The following is a 20842-nucleotide window of genomic DNA, read 5'->3' on the forward strand; positions in this document are numbered from 1 at the left end:
AACGCTTCGCGTTTGTCGCAGGCAATGACGCGGAGAGAAAAGCCCATCGCCCATTTGACAAATGACATGGCGGCCTGTTCAACGGTTCCCCAACAACACTGCATAAAAAACATCGGGAGAGACAGCACCATGAAGTTCTACGATTCGGTCGGACCGAACCCGCGCATCGTCCGCATGTTTATGGCGGAGAAGGGCATCGAGATGCCGAAGCAGACCGTCGACCTGCGCAAAGGCGAGAATCGCGAGGCCGAGCATCTGAAGCGCAATCCGCATGGGCAGATGCCGACCCTCGAACTCGACGACGGCAACTACCTCTCCGAAATCACCGCGATCTGCGAATATCTCGAAGAGAAGCATCCGAACCCTCCGCTGATCGGAGCGACGCCGGAAGAGCGCGCCGAATGCCGGATGTGGACGCGCCGCGTCGATCTCAACATCTGCGAGCATATGGGGAACGGCTTCCGCTTCGGCGAAGGGCTGAAGTTTTTCGAGAAGCGGATTCCCTGCGCGCCCGAGGCCTCGCCCGGCCTCAAGATGATCGCCGCCAATCGGCTGCAATGGCTCAATGGCCAGATGGCTGACGGCCGCGACTATCTGTGCGGTAAGCGCTTCACGCTGGCGGACATCCTGCTCTATGGCTGGCTCGATTTCGGCGGCCAGGTCGGCCAGCCGCTGGACACCGCCAACGCCAACATCGTCGCCTGGATGGCCCGGGTAGCCGAGCGGCCTTCTGCGAAGGCGTGAACCCATTACTGTCCGGTTGTAGAACCGGCGACGTAATATCGAGAAGTTCAGCTCGCCGGTCGATCAAGAGAAAGGCCGGCGGGCGTTACGCCGCCGACCTTGTCTTGCAACTGCCGGCTCGTGAGTCCGGTTCCGTTGCTTTGCATTACGGTTGCTAGAACTATTTTGATAGGTAGCACCCGGTGCCGGCTGACGCCATTGCGCGCACGTATTGCCGAACTGTACCGAGGTAGGCTCACACCATGGAAACGGATGAGCCTACCATCCTTTGGTTTGGGGTGCTGGTGAGCTAGATCACCACCGGCGTATCCGGCAGTTCATTCGACCCGTCACCGCTCCTCGGAAAATGTGCGGCCAATTCGCGCGACACAGCCTCGACGCCCCTGATCACACCACGCTCGAAATTTCCTGCCCTGAAATCGATCTCCATCTCCTTGCAGATTTTTTCCCAACCTTCTGTGCCGACCTTGGCGTTGATGCCGCGGTCGGCGACGATCTCGACGTCGTGATCGGCGAGCAGAAGGTAGATCAGCACGCCGTTATTGTGCGCGGTGTCCCAGATGCGGAGCTGGGAAAAGACATCCAGTGCCCGTTCCCGCGCCGGCTGGTTATGAAACAGTGGGGCGCCGTCGAGCGCGCCTTCGACCACGAAGCGAAGCTGTCCCGAATGCGTAGTCTCGCCCGCTTTGATGGCGCTCTCGATCCGCGCCAACACGTCCGGCGGGAATGCGACGCGGCGCCGCCAGTGGTGCTGCAGAAGATGTCTGGTAATGCGTCGGATGCTCATGTCTACCAGCTCCCCGAGGCGCCGCCGCCGCCAAAGTTGCCGCCGCCACCGCTGAACCCGCCACTATCGCTACCCCTGGAGCCGCTGCCGCCCGACCAGGACCCGCCGCTGCCGCCCATGACCCATCCGCCATTGTCCCGGTCATATCGGCGCCGCCCCACGCTTGGGCCGGTCGAACCCAAATTCTGGAAGAGGAAGGTGACGACGAAAGCGATAAAGCCCACCAGCATTGCGGCCGCGAGCGATCCCGCGACAAACCAGGCGACAACGCCAACGATGCCGCCGGTCGCCAGCGCGCCGATGAATCTGCCAAGAAAACTGCGCAGCGCCGCCGCGAGGATGATAAGCCCAAAGATGACAAACGGATTGCCCGGGTTGAGGTAATTGAGCAGTTCAGACGTCTCCCAATGCGGCGGTGCCGGTTCCGGCAGCTTCTCGCCCTCGGCGACCTGGACCATTCGGTTGACGCCCGCCGAGACGCCACCGGCGAAATCGCCGGCCTTGAATTTGGGCGTGATGTCTTCGTCGATGATGCGCTTGGTGGTGACGTCGGTGAGCGCGCCCTCGAGGCCGTAACCAACCTCGATCCGCAAGCGGCGATCGTTCTTGGCGATGACGAGCAGCGCGCCGTCGTCGACCTTCTTGCGGCCGATCTTCCAGGCTTCCGCGACCCGGAGCGCGAACTGTTCGATCGCCTCGCCGTCCGTCGTCGGCACGATCAGCACCGCGATCTGGCTGCCCTTGCGCGTCTCCAGATCCTTCAGCGTCTGCGTCTGCGCGGCGATATCGCCGGCTGCGAGCGTCCCAGTCTGGTCGACCACCCGTCCGCTCAAGGCTGGCACCGCGACGAGCGCCAGCGCCGAACAAGCCCAGCACAGCAGCAGCGCAAGAATGCAAGCTCTTGCAGCGTTCATCGCGGATCGTCCGCTCACCCCCGCTACTTCGCGGGCGCCGGCGTCGGGTTGAAATCCACCTTCGGCGCCGTCGAGATCGCCTTCTCGTTCTCGACCGTGAAGGCCGGCTTCTCCTTGTAGCCGAACGCCATCGCCGTCAGGTTGTTCGGGAAGGTGCGGATGCCCACGTTATAGTCCTGCACCGCGTTGATGTAGCGGTTTCGCGCCACGGTGATGCGGTTCTCGGTGCCTTCGAGCTGCGCCATCAGGTCGCGAAACAGCGCGTCCGATTTGAGCTGCGGATAGTTTTCGGTCACGACCAACAGCCGCGACAGCGCGCTCGTGAGCTCGCTCTGGGCAGCCTGGAATTTCTGGAACGCGGCGGGATCGTTCAACACTTCCGGCGTCGCCTGGACGCTGCCTACCTTGGCACGCGCGTTGGTGACCCCGAGCAGCACGTCCTTTTCCTGCTGCGCAAAGCCCTTCACGGAATTGACGAGGTTGGGCACCAGATCGGCGCGGCGCTGATACTGGTTGACCACTTCCGACCAGCCCGACTTGACCTGCTCGTCATTGGTCTGGATCGCGTTGTAGCCGCAATTGGTCAGGCTCAGGCACGACAGCGCCGCCAGCACGGTCCATAATCTGCGCATCGAGCTCTCCCAAAGAGAGCTAAACGCCAACCCGTCGGATTGGTTGCGTCAGGTATGCAAGGCGTAAGCCGTCTCAGGTCTATTTCGCAGCCGACGGCCCTTGCCTATCGTTCGCTGAAATAACAACATGGCCGGATAACAATAGAGGGAGGGCGCATGACCGCGTTCGAGACCATCGTCGTGGAGCGGCCGGAGCCGCGCATCGCGCGGATCGTGATGAACCGGCCGGAGGCGCGCAACGCTCAGAACCTGCAGATGACCTACGACCTCAACGCTGCCTTCGACCAGGCGGTGCAGGACGATGCGGTCAAGGTCATCATCCTTGCCGGCAACGGCCCGCATTTTTCGTCAGGGCATGACCTGCGCCCCGGAGCCAAGAACACCACCGGCGTAGATTTTCCGCCGGTCGGAAATTGGGGCGGGTTCGCCGAACCCAACGCGCACGGCCGCTTTGCGCGCGAGCAGGAAATCTATCTGCAGATCACACGGCGCTGGCGCAATCTGGCAAAGCCTACGATCGCGGAAGTGCACGGAAAATGCATTGCCGGCGGCCTGATGCTGGCCTGGGCCTGCGACCTCATCGTCGCAAGCCATGATGCGGAGTTCCGTGATCCCGTCGTCACCATGGGCGTCTGCGGCGTCGAATGGTTCGTGCATCCCTGGGAGCTCGGTCCGCGCAAGGCCAAGGAATTGCTGTTCACAGCAGACGTCTGGAGCGCGGAGGAAGCGCATCGGCTCGGCATGGTCAATCGCGTGGTGCCGCGCGACGAACTATCCTCGTTCGTGATGAAGCTCGCTGAAAGGATCGCTGCAAAACCTTCGTTCGCGCTGAAGCTGACAAAGGAAGCCGTCAATCGCTCGGTCGACGTGATGGGACAACCCGCGGCGATCGAGCAGGCGTTCGCGCTGCATCAGCTCTGCCACGCGCATAACCTGCAGGAATTCGGAATGATCGTGGATCCCGCAGGATTGCACCCCTCCGTCCAGAAGCCGGCACAGGCAAAATAGAACAAGCAAAGAAAATCAGATGGACCTCACCCTAAGTGAAGAGCAGCGATTGCTGCGCGAAAGTGCCGACCGCTTCGTCAGCGAGACCTACACCGCCGATCACCGCCGCCAGATCGCCAACGATCCGCTCGGCTTCAGCGCCGATATCTGGAAGCAGTTCGCCGATCTCGGCTGGCTGGCGCTGCCGATCGCCGAGGCTCATGGCGGGCTTGGTGGCGGCGCGGTCGAGGTCGGAATCCTGATGGAAGCGTTCGGGCGCGGCCTCGTCTCCGAGCCGTATCTTTCCACCGTCGTGATCGGCGCGTCGCTGATATCGGAATGCGGCACGGACGCGCAGAAGAGGGCACTGCTGCCTGATATCGCCGACGGTTCGCTTTACCTGGCATTCGCGCATTCTGAACGTCAGGCGCGCTTCGATCTGTCGAAGGTCGCGACGTCAGCAAAGAGGACGCCTGACGGTTGGCGCCTCGACGGACAAAAGACCGCCGTGCTCGACGGCAACTCCGCCAGCCAGATCATCGTTTCGGCTCGCGTCGATGACGGCTCCGGCAAACCGGACAAGCTCTGCCTGTTCCTGATGCCCAAAGGCACGCGCGGCCTCGCCTTGCGCGACTTTCCGCGGCTTGGCGGCGGCCGGGCCTGCAATCTCGAGCTGAGCGGCGTGCAGCTTCCTGCCGACGCACTGCTCGGCGACGGCCGCGACGCGTTGCCTGTGATCGAAGCCGTGATCGACCGCGCGATGGCCGCGCTCGGCGCGGAGGCCGTCGGCATCATGCAGACCCTGCTGGACCAGACGCTGGAATACACCAAGATTCGAAAGCAGTTCGGGCGGCCGCTGTCTGCCAATCAGGTGATCCGCCATCGCCTCGCCGACATGGCGATGCAATGCGACGAGGCGCGATCGATGGCGCTGCGCGCTGCGTTGATGGCCGACGCCGAACCCATCGCACGCAGCCGCGCCGCCTCGGGCGCAAAAGCCAAGATCGGCAAATGTGCGCGCTTCGTCGCCGAACAGGCGGTCCAGCTTCACGGCGCGATGGGTGTCACCGAAGAGCTCGACATCGGCTCCTATTTCAAACGGCTGCTCGCCTTCGATACGCTGTTCGGCGGCAGCGCCCATCATTATCGCCGCCATGCCGCCCTCGGCGGCCGTGCCGTTCAGGCCTGATAGGAGCGCATCATGGATCTTGCTTTCAACGCCGAGGAGCGCGCCTTCGAGAAGGAGGTCCGCGAATTCATCGCGGCAAATCTCACGCCGGAAATGAAACGCGCCACCGCGCTGACGCCGTCGGTGTTCTCCGATCCTGACATTGGGATGGCCTGGCAGCGCGCGTTACACAGGAAGGGTTGGGGCGCGCCGGGCTGGCCGGTGGAACATGGCGGGCCGGACTGGACCCCGGCGCAGCGCTGGATCTTTGAGACCGAATGCGCCCGCGCCGGCGCGCCGAATGTGAACGTGATGGGCGTCAAGATGGTCGGCCCGGTCATCATCGGCTTCGGCTCGCCCGAGCAGAAGAATTTTTACCTGCCGCGGATCCTCTCCGGCGAGGATTACTGGTGCCAGGGCTATTCCGAACCCGGCTCCGGCTCCGACCTCTCCTCGCTGAAAACCCGCGCGGTGCGCGACGGTGACGACTACATCATCAACGGTACCAAGATCTGGACCACGCACGCCCATCACGCCAACCGGATGTTCGCACTGGTGCGCACCAACGAGACCGAACGGCAGCAGGACGGTATTTCGTTCATCCTGATCGACATGAAGAGCCCGGGCATTACGACGCGGCCGATCCTGACCATCGGCGGCGACCATGAGGTCAACCAAGTGTTCTTCGACGATGTGCGCGTGCCCGTCGCCAACCGCGTCGGCGAGGAAGGCAAGGGCTGGACCTACGGCAAATACCTGCTCGAGTTCGAGCGCGGCTCCGGCATCGCCTCGGCCAAGCTGCGCGACGCGCTGAAGACGGTCTCTAGCCTTGCCGCATCCGACCTAACCGGCCGCGCGATCGACGATCCCGATATCGCAATGCGGATGTCTGAGATCGAAGTCGATATCGATACGCTGGAGATGACCGAACTGCGCGTGCTCTCTGCGCTGCAGACGGGACAAAATCCCGGCGCGGTGTCATCGCTGCTAAAGCTTCGCGTCAGCGAAATCCGCCAGGCGGTGACGCGGCTCGGAGTCGACGTGATCGGCAATGATGGCCTTTATGTCGAGCCGGTGCGGCCGTTGTACCGGCTCAACGAAGCGCCGGGAATCCCGGAGGAGATGCTCCCCGTCGTGCCGGAATATCTCAACGGCCGGGCGTACACGATCTTCGGCGGCTCGTCGGAGATCCAGCGGGATATCGTGGCGAAGATGGTGTTGGGACTTTGAACGCAGTCGTTCCGGGGCGATGCACAGCATCGAACCCGGAACCTCGAGATTCCGGGTTCGCGTCTTCGACGCGCCCCGGAATGACGGAGCCCTATCCCCCCGCCTTCGCGTCCCTGATCGCCTGCCACACCTTGGCCGGGGTCAACGGCGTATTGAGCTGCTTGATGCCGAGTTCGCTCAAGGCGTCCATCACGCCGTTGGTGACGCAGGGCGGGCCGCCGATGGCACCGGATTCGCCGCAGCCCTTGGCGCCCAACGGATTGGTGCGGCAGGGCGCGGAATCATCGAGGGTCACGCCGATCGGCGGGATGTCGTCGGCGCGCGGCACGCAGTAATCCTGATAGCTCGCGGTCAATAGCTGGCCTTCCTCGCTGTAGGCCACGCCCTCATAGAGCGCCTGCCCGATGCCTTGGGCAACACCGCCATGGACCTGGCCGGTGACCAGCATTGGATTGACGGCGACGCCGACGTCATCGACCGTGGTGTAGCGCACCACCTTGCTGACGCCGGTTTCAGGATCGATCTCGACCTCGCAGATATGGGTGCCGTTCGGCCAGCTCGGGCCGTCGACCTCGCCTTCGGAATCAACGGAAAGCCGCGCGCCGTCCTCCTTCTTCGCGATCTCGAACAGGCTGATGCGCTTGTCGGTGCCGACCACCGTCAGCCAGCCGTCGCGATACTCGATATCCTCGATGGACGTTTCCAGCACGTTCGAGGCCTTCTCGCGCGCCTTTTGAATCATGTCGTTGGTCGAGACCGCGACCGCCGTGCCGCCGACGAACAGCGAGCGTGAGCCGACGCTGCCGAAACCAGTGGCGAGATCGGTGTCGCCCTGCACGACGTCCATCTTGTCCATGGGAATGCCGAGCGTATCCGCCACCATCTGGGTGTAGGTGGTCTGCAGTCCCTGCCCCATCGCCATGGTGCCGGAATGCAGGATGATGCGGCCCTCCGCGGTCGCGTGCAGGCTGACCTTTTCGGTGTGCGCGCGCCCGCCGGTCCATTCGATATAACTGGTGAGGCCGCGGCCATACAGCAGGCCCTTCTTCTTCGCCGCCTTCTTGCGCGCGGCAAAGCCGTCCCAATCCGAAAGCTCCGAAGCCCGCGATAGCATGTGCGCGAAGGCGCCGGAATCGTACACCTGGCCGACCGCGTTGGTGTAGGGCAGTTGCGCGGGCTTGATGTAGTTCACCTTGCGGATGGTGCGCGGATCTATTCCGATCTGCCGCGCGGCGGCATCCATCAGCCGCTCGACGATGAACACCGCCTCGGGCCGCCCCGCCCCGCGATAGGCGCCGACCGGCGCGGTGTTGGTCATCACCGACTTCACCTCGAAATGCACCAGCGGCAGGTCGTAGACGCCGGTCTGCACGAACGGGCCGAGCACCAGCGGAATGATGTTCGCGGTCCCCGACGAGTACGCTCCGGTACCGCCGATCGAGCGCACGCGATAGGCGAGCACGCGACCTTTGGCGTCGAGCGCGAACTCGCCGGTTGAGGTGAGATCTCGGCCATGGGTGCCGCCGACGAACTCGTCGGTGCGGTCGCCGCGCCAGCGGATCTTGTTGTTCAGCTTGGTCGCGGCGTAGGCAACGATGCCGTCTTCGGGATAGAGGCTCGTCTTCTGGCCAAAGCCGCCGCCGATATCGCCGACCAGCACGCGCACGCTGTCCTTCGGCCGCTTCAGAATGGATTCCGCGAGCAGATCACGAGTCGAGCCGGGGGTTTGCGACTGCACGTGCAGGATCAGCCGCCCGGTCTTCTTCTCGATCTCGGCAATCGTCGAACGTGGCTCCATCGCCGAGGGCACAAGCCGCTGGCTGACCAGATCGAGCGAGACCGTGTGCGCAGCCTTGGCAAAGGCTTCCTCGACCCTGACGGCGTCGCCATAGCTCATGGCGGCCACGATGTTGTCGGGCGCCTCGGGCCACACCACCGGTGCGCCGGGCTTCACTGCTTCGACGGGATCGACCACCGAGGGCAACACTTCGTAGTCGATTTCGATCGCCTCGGCCGCGGTTTGCGCCAGCACCCGCGACGTCGCCACCACGGCGGCCACGGCCTCGCCGGCATACCGGACGATTTCATGGGCGAGCAGGCGCCGCGGCGGCACCGTCATCGGTGAACCGTCCGGCCGTTTGAAGATCGCGAGCGTGGGAATGGAGCCGATATCGTCCTTGATCAGGTCGGCGCCGGTATAGATCGCTTGGACGCCGGGCATCCCGGCCGCCGCTGCGGTGTCGATCGAGACGATCTTGGCGTGGGCATGCGGCGAACGCAGCACGTAAAGCCACAGCGCGCCCTCCTCGGCCTTGTCGTCGATGAACTGTCCCTTCCCGGTGAGCAGTCTCTGATCTTCTAAACGCTTGACCGGCTGGCCCGCACCAAAACGCATATTGCCGGGAAGAATGTTCATCAGTTTGTCCTTCGAGCCTCTTGTCGGATTGGGCGGGGTTTTAGCGGTTTTTCCGCCCGAGACAACTCATTCAATTCCCTGCGATAAATGCGTGCAATAAACGCGCCAGCGCACGCAGGTGCGGCCGCGGCAAACGGGTACGATCTGCCGTCAAAAGGAGGATCAGCTACGGCCGATGTCCACGATGTTGATATCGATATCGCGCGTCTGCGACCCGCGTTTCAGGCTGATGCGGATGCTCTTGCCGGCGCCGATCTGCTCGATCTGGTCGGTCAGATCGGAAAGCCGGTGAACCGGCTTGCCGTCGGCCTGGACAATGACATCGCCGAGCGCGCCCGAGTTGAAATCGACGCCGCGGATGCCGGCGCGCTCGGCCGGGCTTCCGGGCGCCGTGCGCACGATGATCACACCTTCAATGCCGAGCCTTGTCGAAACGGCCTCGCTTGCGGCGACAATGCCGATCCCGGGCGTCGGCACGCGACCGTTTTTAATGAGTTCGGGCACCACGCGATTGACGATGTCGACGGGGATCGCAAAGCCGATGCCGGCGCTCGAGCCGGAAGGCGAAATGATCGCCGTATTGACGCCGATCAACCGTCCCGCCGAATCCAACAGCGGCCCGCCTGAATTGCCGGGATTGATCGCGGTGTCGGTCTGGATCACGTTGGCGATTTCGCGGCCGCTGCTGGTCGGCAGCCGGCGCTTGAGCGCGCTGATGATGCCGCTGGTCAGCGATTGATCGAGCCCGAAAGGATTGCCGATCGCAAACGCCGATTGACCGACCTTGAGTTCGCTTGAACTGCCCAGCGCCACCGGCGACGGCAACTGACGGGTATTCCTGATCCGCAACACCGCGAGGTCATAATTGGGCGCGACGCCGACGACTTCGGCCTGCGCCACCGCGCCAGAGGCGAAGCGAACCGCGACCTCGCGGCCATTCTGCACGACGTGATTGTTCGTGACGAGATGGCCGTTATTGTCCCAGACAAAACCGGTGCCCGAGGCTGCCGCGCCGGCTTCCGCGCCTTCGTCCTCAGCGAATGGACTGGCGGCGGCGGACCGCGCGGCGACCTGCACGACCGACGGTGACACGCGCTCGAACAGTTCGATGTTGGCCCGCTCGCCCTCGGACAGCGGCCCGCGCTGGTCGACGGTCCGTGCGACCGTGTTGGTCCAGGGGCTGTAGCGGACATTGGAGACGGTCAGCGCCACCAAGACGCCTGCGACAATGGCTGCAAGAAGCACGAAGCGACGGTTCATCGATCACTCACCTGGCAATGCCGCTCGCGTGCGAACGGCAATGGGAAGCAACGGGCTGTTCAGCCATTGAAGTGTCAGCACATCAAACGCCCACACCGGCCGAAAGTTTCCAGTTTCCAGCGACTTGCTGGAGCGCTGAAATCGGCTTTCCCGCAATGATTTAGGTAGCGCGATTCGTCCCGCAAGCCGCGTCCATTGAAACCAAACCTCCCCGTTCCCATTGTCATGGAGGCGCAATTCATGCTCGCCGCAGGTCCCTTTGGATCAGGCGAATGCCCCGACCCAGCTTCCCGTGAGGGTGTGCGCCCGGAGTTCAATTATGAACAAGACGCGTTTCAACGTCGGATACGCGATCGCCGCGATCTTTACCGTCTTCGTGATCCAGTACTTCATCTCGACGGCGAGCCAGATCGCCATCATTCCCTACAGCGAATATCAGCAATTGCTGAAGCAGGGGAAGGTCGCGACCGTCGGCATCTCAGACCGCACGGTGCAGGGCACCTTGAAGGAGCCGCTGTCCGGCGGACAAAAGCAGTTCGTCACCACGCGGGTCGACCAGGAGACGGCGCAAGAACTCGAGAAATATAACGTAAAATTCACCGGCCAGATCGAGAGCACTTTTGTGCGCGACCTGTTGTCATGGGTCATGCCGGTGCTGTTGTTCTTCGGCCTGTGGTGGTACATCGGCAAACGCGCCGCGGAAGGTGGCGGCCTTGGTGGCGGCCTGATGGCGATCGGCAAGAGCAAAGCCAAGATCTATGTCGAGGCCGATACCGGCGTGAACTTTTCCGACGTCGCTGGCGTGGATGAAGCCAAGGACGAACTGCGCGAGGTCGTCGACTTCCTGAAAAGCCCGACTGATTACGGACGGCTCGGCGGACGCATGCCCAAGGGCGTGTTGCTTGTCGGTCCGCCCGGCACCGGCAAGACCCTGCTGGCCAAGGCCGTCGCCGGTGAAGCCAAGGTGCCATTCTTCTCGATATCCGGTTCGGAGTTCGTCGAGATGTTTGTCGGTGTCGGCGCTGCGCGGGTACGCGACCTGTTTCAGCAGGCGCACCAGAAGGCCCCAGCGATCATCTTTATCGACGAACTTGACGCGCTGGGCCGCGCCCGCGGCATCGGGCCCTTTGCAGGCGGGCACGACGAAAAGGAGCAGACGCTCAACCAGTTGCTGGTCGAACTCGACGGCTTCGATTCGCGCTCGGGCCTCGTCATTCTGGCCGCGACCAACCGGCCGGAAATCCTCGATCCAGCGCTGCTGCGCGCGGGCCGCTTCGATCGCCAGGTGCTGGTCGATCGCCCCGACAAGAAAGGCCGCGTAGAAATTCTCAAGGTGCATATGAAAAAAGTGCAGCTTGATCCTGGTGTCGATGTCGAGGCGGTGGCCGCGCTCACGCCGGGATTCACCGGTGCGGATCTCGCCAATCTGGTCAACGAAGCCGCGTTGCTCGCAACACGCCGCGGCGCCAGCGCGGTCGCGATGACCGACTTCAACAATGCCGTCGAGCGCATGGTGGCGGGATTGGAAAAGCGAAACCGGCTTCTCAATCCGAAGGAGCGCGAGATCGTCGCCTATCACGAAATGGGACATGCCTTGATCGCGCTGTCGCTGCCCGGCGTCGACACCGTGCATAAGGTATCGATCATTCCCAGGGGCGTCGGCGCGCTCGGCTACACCATCCAGCGTCCGATCGAAGACCGTTTCCTGATGACCAAGGAGGAGCTGGAAAACAAGATGGCGGTACTGCTTGGCGGACGCGCGGCGGAGTGGATCGTGTTCAATCACCTGTCCACCGGCGCCGCCGACGACCTGCGCCGCGTCACTGACATCGCCCGCAGCATGGTGACGCGCTACGGCATGTCGGAAAAGCTCGGCAGCGTCGCCTATGAGCGCGACCCCGGCAATTTCCTCGCAGGCGCCGACCGGCCCTTCCCGGTGCGCGAGCGCGAATATGCCGACGAGACCGCCGCTGCCGTCGACGAAGAGGTCCGCGCCATCGTCGACGGTGTATTCGAACGCGCGCAGGGCATCCTGAAAGCCCGACGCGCAATATTGGATCGGGCGGCGAAAAAGCTGCTACAGAAAGAGACCCTGGAGCAGAGCGATCTCGAGGCGTTGATACGCGAGACGCCGAAAGAGGCGCTGCGAGCGGTTTAAGGCTACGCCAAGAATGGTAGGTGGGCAAAGCGAAGCGTGCCCACCATCTCGAGCGACATTGCCGGAAGCCACGGTGGGCACGCTGCGCTTTGCCCACCCTACGGAATCTGCGCAAGCACCCCCCTATCCGAGATCGCGCAGCGCCGCCTCGACGACCTTGCGCTGCTCGACTGTCAGCGCCGCCTGCGGCGGGACCGGGTCGCCGACCGCGTAACCCTGAATGTCGAGCCCGGCCTTGATGCAGGCGGCGAGGTTGAAGCGCGCAAAGGCTTCATTGATGCGCCACAGCTTGCGCTGCAGCGCCATCGCGTCATCCCAGCGCGCCGCCCGGCAGAGATTGTAGAGCTCGACGCTTTGCCGCGGGATGATGCAGGCAGGGCCCGCCATCCACCCCAATCCACCGATCAGCATCACCGCCGTCGGAATATGGGCGGAGGCGGAGAAGACTTTGATGCTGTCGCCGCAACGGTTCATGATCGACAGCAGCCGGCCGGTATTGGCGGAGGCATCCTTGATGTAGCCGATGCGCGGATGGGTCGCGAGCCGCGCGATCACATCGAGCGTCAGATCGGATCGCTGGAATTGCGGATTGGTGTAGATCACGACGGGAATGTCGACGGCGTCGGCAATGGCGCGAAAATAGGATTCGACCTGTGCATCGGCGACCGGGAAATACGCCTCCATGATTGCGAGAATGCCGTCGGCGCCGCGCTTTTGATACGCTCTTGCCTGCGCCACCGCGTCCGCCGTCGACGTCGAGGCAACACCGGCAACCACCGGCACGCGTCCGTCAGCGGCCTCGATCGTGGTCTGCACCACGGTCGCGCGCTGTGCCTGGTTGAGATAGGCGAACTCGCCGGTCGATCCCAGCGGCGTCAGCCCATGCACGCCCGCCTTGACGAGGTCGTCGCACAACCGGCCCAGCACTTCTGTGCGAATTTCGCCGGAAGCATCGACGGGTGACACCAGATAGGGAAAGACGCCGTGGAAATCAGCCATGAAAGGAAATGCCTCAAGCGGGAAAGTCGTTACTGCGCCGCGTTGCGCAGCATCCGGCTGCTGCACTTTGGCCAAAAGATGTCCACAGATGTTCACAGGTTCTAACGATTTAACTCACGATAATTTCACGACTTTCTTCGCAATCTCTGCGCCCCGGCCAAGCGCGCGAGTGGTTTTATGGCTCTGCAGAAAGTCGCTGACGCACCCTCTTTCCGAACTTCCGAGTTCGATACGCGCGACTCTGCTCACGCCGCAACGCCGCCCGGCTTTCGTCACTTCCTCGGCGCGCCGGCTCCTTCGCAGCGCTTCCGCGCCTTCGGTGTCGATCCGCTCGGTTCGCCGTCGCACCATACAGCGCTCCGCGGGCTGATGCATCGCCTGTCGCGCCGAATGGATGCTGCAATCAAATGGCCGCCCCACCAGGTTCAATCGGCGGAACACTGGGAAAATCCCTTCATCCCCTCAGGCTATACCTATCTGCTGCAGTTCGTTGCGCATGATCTGGTGCATTCGGCGATTCCGCTATCAGTTGCGGGAGGGCTCGGCCGAGGAACAACCAACGCCCGCCGTACGCCGCTTCGGCTGGAGACGCTGTACGGCAGCGGTCCTGTCGGATCGCCGCACATCTACGCGCTCGATGCGCCGAATGACGACCGCCGCACCAAGCTGCGGCTCGGGCGAATGCGCTGGAAAGAGAACGAGCCGGCGACCGGCTGCCCGTTCCGCGACATCGCGCGGACCCCGGCCGAGAACGTGACGGGGATCGACCGCAGCATTGCAGGCGTCCGCGTTGCCCTCACCGAGGCGCTGGTCGCCGATCCGCGCAATGACGATCACGCGGTGATGTCACAACTAACGGCGCTGTTCGCGCTGCTGCACAACGGGCTCATCGATATCATTCGCCGCCATGAAGGCAACGCGGGACCAAACGGTCAGTTCGGCGCCGCCTACAAGCGCTTCCTGTGCGCCCGCGAGTCGCTGATCGCGATCTATCACAATATCCTGCGCAAGGACCTGATGCGGCGGGTGATCCATCCGGCGATCTACGCCGACTATGACGGACCGAGCCCCGATTTCATCGATCGCCCCCATTCCGCGGAAGGCCTTCAGACCGGCGACTGGGAAATTCCGCTCGAGTTCTCGCACGGCGCATTCCGCTTCGGTCACGCCATGGTGCGCCCCGAATACCAGATCAATGACCTGTCTCTCCACGACCTCAACAACACGCTCGAAAAGAGCTCGGTAAACGACCCCGCAAATATGCCGCTCGACGAGACGTGGATGGTGCAATGGTCGCGTTTTTTCGAGATCAACGGGTCGAGGCCGAATTTCAGCCGCCGCATCGGACCACATCTCAGCGACGGGCTGGGCAACGACCAGATCTTTCCTGCGTTCGACGAAACGGAACGGGTTGGCCTGCTCTATCGCGACCTGCTCGGCGCGGGGCTGGCCGGCATGTGGTCGGTTGACGCATTGATTGCCGAGATCGGTAGCAGACGGCCGCGTTTCGTCGCCATGTCTCGCCTGCTTGCCGACCGCGCCTATCGCGCAGATCAACTTCGCGAATGGCTGGCGGCCGCGCCTGCGTATGGCGCGTTGACGGCCGAGGACATCGAAACCCTTTCGAACGAGCCGCCGCTGCCCTTCTTCATCCTGTTCGAAGCGATGCGGCAACCGCAGGCGGAGGGCCTGCACCTCGGCCCGCTCGGCTCAATCATCGTCTCGGAAGTCATCTTTGGCGCGCTCGCCGGCGACCCGCGTTGCGCGGACGGCAACTCGCTTGCCGGGCAACTGGCGGCAGTTTCCCGCGAATTTTATCCGGCAAACGTACTTCAGGACATTCCCGATATCTCAAACATGGCGCAGCTAGTGGAGTTCACCACCGAAATTGCCGAGCTGCGGCATGCCGTGCCTGCATTTTTGTGAGGCGGAATCCTCCGCTTCACGCAACCCGGAGAGTGAAGCTATGGCAATCGAAAGAATGCAAGTAACCAACCATGAGCGCTGGGGCAACCTGGTGAAGACCTGGTCAACCGGCAAGAACTATCTCGACGACGACAACGAATACCCGATCCCGACCACTGTCGACGAATTCAAGGAGCAACTCGCCAAGGCGCAGGTGTTCATGACGGTTCCGGAGCGCTTCAAGAAGGTAAAGTTCGTCGAACAGGAGATGGACACGATCGTGGTGCGCCTGCCGCCCGCCGTGATGATCGCGGATTCCGAAGAAAGCCTCAAAAAGCCGGGCGCGACCTATCCGCTTCCGCCGTTCTACAAGCGCCTGTTCAACGGCCTGGATCCGGTAATTCCGGAGAGCGACAAGTTCCGCGTGCATGCCGAACGTGTCGGCGACTACACCATCAGCTACTGCGCCTGATGATCTAGTTCCGCGTTAGGTGAGTGATGCCATCGACAGGAAGCCCTCCGCCACGCAAGCTTTGGCGCAGGGCTTCCCACCGCTCCCTCACGCTGATTGGATGCGCTTGCATGACCCAGCGCGCCGCTGCCTCGTCCGTCGGCGTGGACGATCCGACCCAGAATGAACGCAGACCGTTCACGAAGCGCTGGATTTCCTGCTGCGCCTGCATGCGCTCCCCAAGCTGGAACAGCGCGGCCGCGCGCCATGCCGGCAGGACCTTGTTGATGCCCTGCGCGCGATCACACGCCTCGATGGTGCCTTCATAGTCTCCGCAAAAGAACCGCACAGTGCCGTGATACGCCCATTCGAGATAGGACGGCGCAGGTGAGAGCGCGAGCGACCGCTCGGCGCGAACCCGGGCGTCCTCGATCGATCCGCAGATCGCCGAGTAGTGAGCGCTGGACAGCAGCGTCCATGGGTCATTGTCGTTGAGCTCACATGCCAGTTCCATGTGCGGCGCTGCTTCCGACTCGCGGAGCGCCATCACGTAGGACCAGCCGCAGCACAGATGCGCCCTGGAATCGACCGGGTCCAGTTGAACGGCGGTCTTCGCCAGTTCGAGGGTGGCCTTGGCCTTGTCGAGATCGCGAAAGATCCCGGGATGCACCAGATGCTCGATGTTATTCATCTGCACGAGGCTGCTGTAGCAGGGCGAGAAGCCCGGATTGTCACGGATCGCATCGCGGAAGATGGTGACCGCCCGCCGCCAGCTTTCGGGATCGAATTTCGACATGAGATTCTGCCCGCGCAGCCAGCGGTCGTGCAGTTCGAGCGATACGTCTGGCTCGCCCGCCAGCCGCATCAGCCGCTCGGTCGACAATTGAACGTTCAGCGCGGTCGCGATCCGGCGGATGATACGCTGCTGCGTTTCGAACCAGTTGCCGAGGCCGAGCCGGAAGCTCTCGCTCCAGACGTAAATCCCGGTGGTATCGTCCCGCAGCACCATCACGATATTGATTTCGGCGCCTGCCTGGTAAGCGGTGGTTTCGATGCAGTACTGCGGCGCCGTGTCCGGCGCGGGAAGCACGACGGCCGCGGGGGGACGATCGACCACGCTCCATTCGCGGAAGCGCACGAGACAGGCGGCGAGATGCTGGGAGAATCCCTGCACCAGATGGCTGTGGTCCTCATCAACGCCGTGCATCGCAAAGGGCCGCAGCACCAGGCGCGTCTTGGCAGGGGCATTGGCCGGTGGCGACATCGGGGCCGCCGGCTGAAGAACGGCCCCCCTGACCATCCTGACGGCGAATTCGTCATTCGCTGCCGATGCGGCCCGATCGGCGGGTGCGCGCTCCAGAATACCGAGCTTGATGTTCGCGACGAGTTCTTCGGTGGCCGATGACGGCTCCATGGCGTAGTCGCGATCCAAAAGATCCCACAGTGCCTTGTAGATGCGCAGCGCGCCGGCGACATCGCCTTCTTCCGCATGCGCCCGCATCAGATAGCGGCAGGCATATTCATGGGTCGGATCAAGATTGACGATCGCGGCCGCGATCCTCTTTTTGGCGTCGGCAGCAACGCTCGCGGAGGTCAGGCCTTCGTCGAGATTTCGCATCAGCCGTTCATGGATGGTCTGCCGCTTGGCCAGCACCCAGACCCGGAACGACGGGTCGAGATCGTCCATTCCTTCGAGCAACCGCCCGTCGAGTTGCGGCGTATCGAGCAGCAGCGGGTGAACGCGTCCGCCTTCGGCGAGTTTAATCACGCTTTCGATGTCAACTTCTATACGTCCGACGTCGATGCCGATCATCAGTCGTTCCGCGACGAAGCCGTCATATCCGGCCTCCTCGAGCATCGATCGCAGTTCGCGAACGACCTGGCGCAGCGAGGCGCGCGCCTTTTCCTCGTCCGACCGGCTCCAGAGCAGGCCGACCAGCCGCTCGCGGCTCTCCTGCTTCGAGTCCAATAACGCCAGATAACTCAGAACCGCGCCGGCCTTGCGGGTTCGCAGTTCGATCGGCCGGCCGTTGAACCGCACGCCGAGCCGCCCAACCAGCGATACCGACAGGCGCGGGGCGCTTTCGGGCGCCACCGTAGCCTTGTCTGCTGTCATGGCGTTTGCGCTGACCGGCATGCAACGGTTTCCGGAACCGGTTGGTTAATTCCCACCAGTCTATATCAAAGAGACACCCCCGGTATAGGTTGCGCCGCCGCCGGTTCGCGCAATCGCATCCTGCAGCCTTGCCGTGACGATTTCGGATGGTTCGAGTTGCAGGCCCGGGGCAATCACGCGAACCACCGGAACGGCGAAGCGCTGGCGTGTGAGATCGAGGCAGAACGTCTCGATTCCAAATTGTTCCAAACGCTGTACGATCAATCCAAATATGACGCTCGCTTCAGTTGCGTGAACGGGCAGATGGGCCGCGTACTCTGCGACCGGCTGCAGCAGCCTGCACTGACCGGCATCGATCGCCGCGCGCTGCAGGTGGATGCGATCCTGTGCGTTGAGCGCGTCATCGCCGCGCTCAACGCGTTTGGTGGCGACGACCGCGTCGGCCAGCTCGAGCTGACACATTTCCAGAATCGCGGAGCGGACGGCGGTCTCGAGCACCGGCCGCGCGGCGAGGCCGAAGGCAAAACCCGAACCGTCTGCGCGGCAGGAGACGGCCGCGACGCAGGGCACGCCGATATCCGTCGTGATATCCAGTAGCCATGTCCGGCGCGGCACCGATGCGCCGTGCCGGAGCTGCCGCAACAAACCTTTAGCCGCGATGCCGGCTTCATGTTGCACCGGAATCGATCGGGCCAACTGACCGCCCCGCCACCACAGGCTGGCCGCATCGCGCTCGATCAATTCCAACAGGCCGTGCAATGCTGCGGCGTCCCGTGACGGACCGGCGGCCGATCCGATGCTCAGGGGGGATGGCGGCGCGAAGTCGCGTTGCGCCGGCGGACGCCGCAGGCAGATGTCCGCCGGAAGCCACACCTCGCCGCCGTCAGTCAGTCTCGTCGCGCGACACCAGGAAAGCACTCGCTCCGGTTGTACGCGGCGTTCCGAAAGGGCGACGACCAGCTCAAGCGCCTTCGGACCGAGTTTTCCCGCCCAGTCGTCGACGCCGGGTTTGAGCAACAGGTCTGTTCCGGTCTGCAATTGAGAGAGATACTCGATCCCCTCGCCGATGCAGCCCTGAAACGCGTGCTGCAACGTCAGACCGACGCCGGAAACGCCGACCATCGGGCTTCCGTCATGCAAGGGATCGGCAAGCGCTGGATCGAATTGCGCACCAAAGCTGACCAGGCTGGGCGCATCGGGTGAGGCCAGTTCGAACACGCGCGCAAACCGGGACGCAGCGATAAGCAAATGGGCGCGATTCGCGGTCTCCGAATCAATCCGGTTGCCGGATTCCGATGCATATTCCAGCGCCTGCAGGATACGTCTGGCATCGTGATCGCCGGCCGCGTCCACTTCGTTGCCAAGAAGCAACGATGCCGCGCGTGCAAACAATTCTTGCATCGAATTTTCGGTGCCGCTCACGGTGACCTCACGAGTCTGCGCGCAGACTCCGGACGTGAGGCCAGCCCGCCCTCACCCTGGAGGAACTTATGCTCGCGAAAGCCCTAGTCATAGCCATGGCAGCAGACATTGCTCGATCAGATTATGCCAAGCCGACCTTGATTCGTAGCCGCAGCCGCGAGTGGCTGATCGCTTGCCGCTGGGGACCGGAGGGCGAATATCTTTCGATTGCGACGGCCGGCCCGATCACAGAGCCTCTCGCACTGGTTGCACCGCAGGCAATTACGCCGATCCATAGCCTGGTCGGCGTGCTGGTCTCGGAATCGGAAACGCAATCCACCAGCACGTTCCTCTTGGTCCGCCAATTGCCCGGTGCGATCGAGCTTGCCGGCACGTTTTTCCCAGCCGACGGATATGTGTTGCTGCAGGACCATGGCGACATCCATCTCGTCTGCAAAGCGCGTTACTCGCACAGTTGCGGCTGGCTCGACGGCAAGGAGATCCGCAAGGATATCCCCGATCCTGCACCCTATTCGGCTGAGGCAATGTCCTGGCATATCGAAGCGACGCGCCGTGACTGGATCGGCGAATTCATTCCCGGCACCAGGCCGCCGGAGCGGCTTGCGATTCGCGCGACCGGCTGACGCCTGCGAGGGGATTACCGCGGGCAAACGGGGGCGGCATGAGATTGCTGCTCGTCTTCCTGCGGAAGACTATCCTCGCCACCGAAACCTCGCCGCTTATCACGGTCGAAAGCATCCAGCCGCGCAACCGTGGCCTTCGCCGCTGGAGCTCGATCGGCGATGCTTTGAACGAGCTTCGCGATGCTAAGCCGCACACGCGGATCGGTCGTACACGCATAGGCCTTGAGAACGCGCAAGGCGTCCGGCTCGGCGAGCAAGCGAACCAGCGAATTCAAGCCGGGCGACTCAGCCCCGGAAGATTCGAACAACTCGCCGACTGAAACGCCCAGCACGGAAGCGATTCGCGACAGCCGGCTGGCGCCGATCCGGTCGGCGCCTCGCTCGTATTTCTGTACCTGCTGGAAGGTAACACCGATCCGTCCCGCGAGCATGGCTTGGCTTATGCCGCGGTTGACCCGCAACATGCGGATCCTGGCGCCCACCATCGCATCGAGCGGGTGAGATTTCCTCGTCGCCATGGGCCGGCTCCCAACTGTTCAAGCTGGGAAACCCTAGCACAACCTCAGGCGCTGCAGACGCTAATTTGCGATCCCCGGGAGCAATTTTACCCGTTGCTCGTCACTAACATGCTCAATCGTCAACCGGCCTTTCGGGTCGATCGCCGCTTTCATGGCCGGCGGGTGACCGGTTTCGAGAAAATGCTGCAGGACGGCACGGCTCTCGTCCGAGAGCGCAAACAGCCCGCGCATCAATTCAAAGAAGCCCGGCTCTTCCGCCACATAGAGCAACTCTCGCAGCTCCGCGCCGGTATAGTTCCCCAGCGCAGTTACAAGCCATTCGGTTTGGTCATTCGGATCGCTCTCAGGCACTCGATTCAGATAGTAGACAACCGATTCCGCACTCATTTCCATCCCCCGGTAACCGCGATAGCTCACAGGCCCCCCGTAGCGGACGGCTTGCTGGCAGCTAACTCCCGATCCTAACACTGCGGGGGTCTTCGTGATTTCAGCGTGATCGCAAGCGCAACGGC

The 20842-nt window shown here is 63.0% G+C and carries 18 protein-coding genes; 8 read left to right on the forward strand and 10 right to left on the reverse strand.

The features are described from left to right. The first annotated feature begins 129 nt into the window (after positions 1 to 129). A complete protein-coding gene (locus GWE18_RS10165) occupies positions 130 to 744 on the forward strand; it encodes a glutathione S-transferase family protein (protein ID WP_275185634.1) in 615 nt (204 codons plus the stop codon). 289 nt (positions 745 to 1033) lie between these two features. On the opposite strand, the gene GWE18_RS10170 is transcribed toward GWE18_RS10165, so the two are convergent. Genes GWE18_RS10170 through GWE18_RS10180 form a run of 3 tightly spaced genes read right to left on the reverse strand, consistent with a single transcriptional unit; the run spans position 1034 to position 3077 of the window. Then, positions 1034 to 1531 carry a TPM domain-containing protein gene (locus tag GWE18_RS10170; protein WP_275185635.1) on the reverse strand — a complete coding sequence of 166 codons (498 nt, stop codon included), beginning with the start codon at positions 1529 to 1531 and terminating at the stop codon, positions 1034 to 1036. 2 nt (positions 1532 to 1533) lie between these two features. Next, the gene (locus tag GWE18_RS10175; protein WP_275185636.1) at positions 1534 to 2445 is read right to left on the reverse strand and encodes a YgcG family protein; all 912 of its coding nucleotides are present in this window, start codon (positions 2443 to 2445) and stop codon (positions 1534 to 1536) included. A 23-nt stretch (positions 2446 to 2468) separates the two neighbouring features. Continuing rightward, positions 2469 to 3077, reverse strand: coding sequence for a LemA family protein (locus tag GWE18_RS10180; protein ID WP_275185637.1), 609 nt, complete (start codon positions 3075 to 3077; stop codon positions 2469 to 2471). A gap of 156 nt (positions 3078 to 3233) precedes the next feature. Here GWE18_RS10180 and GWE18_RS10185 point away from each other — a divergent pair, with 156 nt between their 5' ends. The 3 genes from GWE18_RS10185 to GWE18_RS10195 are packed head-to-tail and all read left to right on the forward strand — an operon-like array spanning position 3234 to position 6462. Next, positions 3234 to 4085, forward strand: a complete 852-nt coding sequence (locus tag GWE18_RS10185) for an enoyl-CoA hydratase (RefSeq protein WP_275185638.1) — start codon at positions 3234 to 3236, stop codon at positions 4083 to 4085. A 19-nt stretch (positions 4086 to 4104) separates the two neighbouring features. After that, a complete protein-coding gene (locus tag GWE18_RS10190) occupies positions 4105 to 5253 on the forward strand; it encodes an acyl-CoA dehydrogenase (RefSeq protein WP_275185639.1) in 1149 nt (382 codons plus the stop codon). Between the two features lie 12 nt (positions 5254 to 5265). Further along, positions 5266 to 6462, forward strand: a complete 1197-nt coding sequence (locus GWE18_RS10195; RefSeq protein WP_275185640.1) for an acyl-CoA dehydrogenase family protein — start codon at positions 5266 to 5268, stop codon at positions 6460 to 6462. 91 nt (positions 6463 to 6553) lie between these two features. Here the strand turns inward: GWE18_RS10195 and GWE18_RS10200 are convergent, their stop codons facing one another. Together GWE18_RS10200 and GWE18_RS10205 are read right to left on the reverse strand one after the other, a co-directional pair. Beyond that, positions 6554 to 8878, reverse strand: coding sequence for a xanthine dehydrogenase family protein molybdopterin-binding subunit (locus GWE18_RS10200; RefSeq protein ID WP_275185641.1), 2325 nt, complete (start codon positions 8876 to 8878; stop codon positions 6554 to 6556). A 162-nt stretch (positions 8879 to 9040) separates the two neighbouring features. After that, positions 9041 to 10138: a trypsin-like peptidase domain-containing protein gene (locus GWE18_RS10205; RefSeq protein ID WP_275185642.1), complete on the reverse strand. Its 1098-nt coding sequence runs from the start codon at positions 10136 to 10138 to the stop codon at positions 9041 to 9043. A 319-nt stretch (positions 10139 to 10457) separates the two neighbouring features. Here GWE18_RS10205 and ftsH point away from each other — a divergent pair, with 319 nt between their 5' ends. Beyond that, the gene (gene ftsH / locus GWE18_RS10210; protein ID WP_275185643.1) at positions 10458 to 12296 is read left to right on the forward strand and encodes an ATP-dependent zinc metalloprotease FtsH; all 1839 of its coding nucleotides are present in this window, start codon (positions 10458 to 10460) and stop codon (positions 12294 to 12296) included. Positions 12297 to 12419: 123 nt separating this feature from the next. On the opposite strand, the gene GWE18_RS10215 is transcribed toward ftsH, so the two are convergent. After that, complete coding sequence (locus GWE18_RS10215) at positions 12420 to 13295, reverse strand: dihydrodipicolinate synthase family protein (protein ID WP_275185644.1); 876 nt, start codon at positions 13293 to 13295, stop codon at positions 12420 to 12422. Between the two features lie 177 nt (positions 13296 to 13472). On the opposite strand from GWE18_RS10215, the gene GWE18_RS10220 reads away from it, so the two are divergent. Together GWE18_RS10220 and GWE18_RS10225 are read left to right on the forward strand one after the other, a co-directional pair. Beyond that, positions 13473 to 15221 carry a peroxidase family protein gene (locus GWE18_RS10220; protein WP_275185645.1) on the forward strand — a complete coding sequence of 583 codons (1749 nt, stop codon included), beginning with the start codon at positions 13473 to 13475 and terminating at the stop codon, positions 15219 to 15221. 40 nt (positions 15222 to 15261) lie between these two features. Continuing rightward, positions 15262 to 15672: a hypothetical protein gene (locus GWE18_RS10225; RefSeq protein WP_057855314.1), complete on the forward strand. Its 411-nt coding sequence runs from the start codon at positions 15262 to 15264 to the stop codon at positions 15670 to 15672. 4 nt (positions 15673 to 15676) lie between these two features. On the opposite strand, the gene GWE18_RS10230 is transcribed toward GWE18_RS10225, so the two are convergent. Continuing rightward, on the reverse strand, positions 15677 to 17788 hold the full coding sequence (locus tag GWE18_RS10230) for a BTAD domain-containing putative transcriptional regulator (RefSeq protein ID WP_275185646.1): 2112 nt from the start codon (positions 17786 to 17788) through the stop codon (positions 15677 to 15679). Between the two features lie 39 nt (positions 17789 to 17827). Further along, positions 17828 to 19189, reverse strand: coding sequence for a YcaO-like family protein (locus tag GWE18_RS10235; protein ID WP_275185647.1), 1362 nt, complete (start codon positions 19187 to 19189; stop codon positions 17828 to 17830). A 68-nt stretch (positions 19190 to 19257) separates the two neighbouring features. Here GWE18_RS10235 and GWE18_RS10240 point away from each other — a divergent pair, with 68 nt between their 5' ends. Continuing rightward, the gene (locus GWE18_RS10240; protein ID WP_275185648.1) at positions 19258 to 19812 is read left to right on the forward strand and encodes a hypothetical protein; all 555 of its coding nucleotides are present in this window, start codon (positions 19258 to 19260) and stop codon (positions 19810 to 19812) included. Between the two features lie 14 nt (positions 19813 to 19826). On the opposite strand, the gene GWE18_RS10245 is transcribed toward GWE18_RS10240, so the two are convergent. Both GWE18_RS10245 and GWE18_RS10250 read right to left on the reverse strand, forming a co-directional pair. After that, on the reverse strand, positions 19827 to 20330 hold the full coding sequence (locus GWE18_RS10245; RefSeq protein WP_275185650.1) for a helix-turn-helix transcriptional regulator: 504 nt from the start codon (positions 20328 to 20330) through the stop codon (positions 19827 to 19829). A gap of 60 nt (positions 20331 to 20390) precedes the next feature. Next, on the reverse strand, positions 20391 to 20717 hold the full coding sequence (locus tag GWE18_RS10250) for a hypothetical protein (protein WP_275185651.1): 327 nt from the start codon (positions 20715 to 20717) through the stop codon (positions 20391 to 20393). Positions 20718 to 20842 lie beyond the last annotated feature (125 nt).

The sequence above is a fragment of the Bradyrhizobium sp. CSA112 genome, assembly GCF_029051645.1.
Lineage (GTDB): Bacteria > Pseudomonadota > Alphaproteobacteria > Rhizobiales > Xanthobacteraceae > Bradyrhizobium.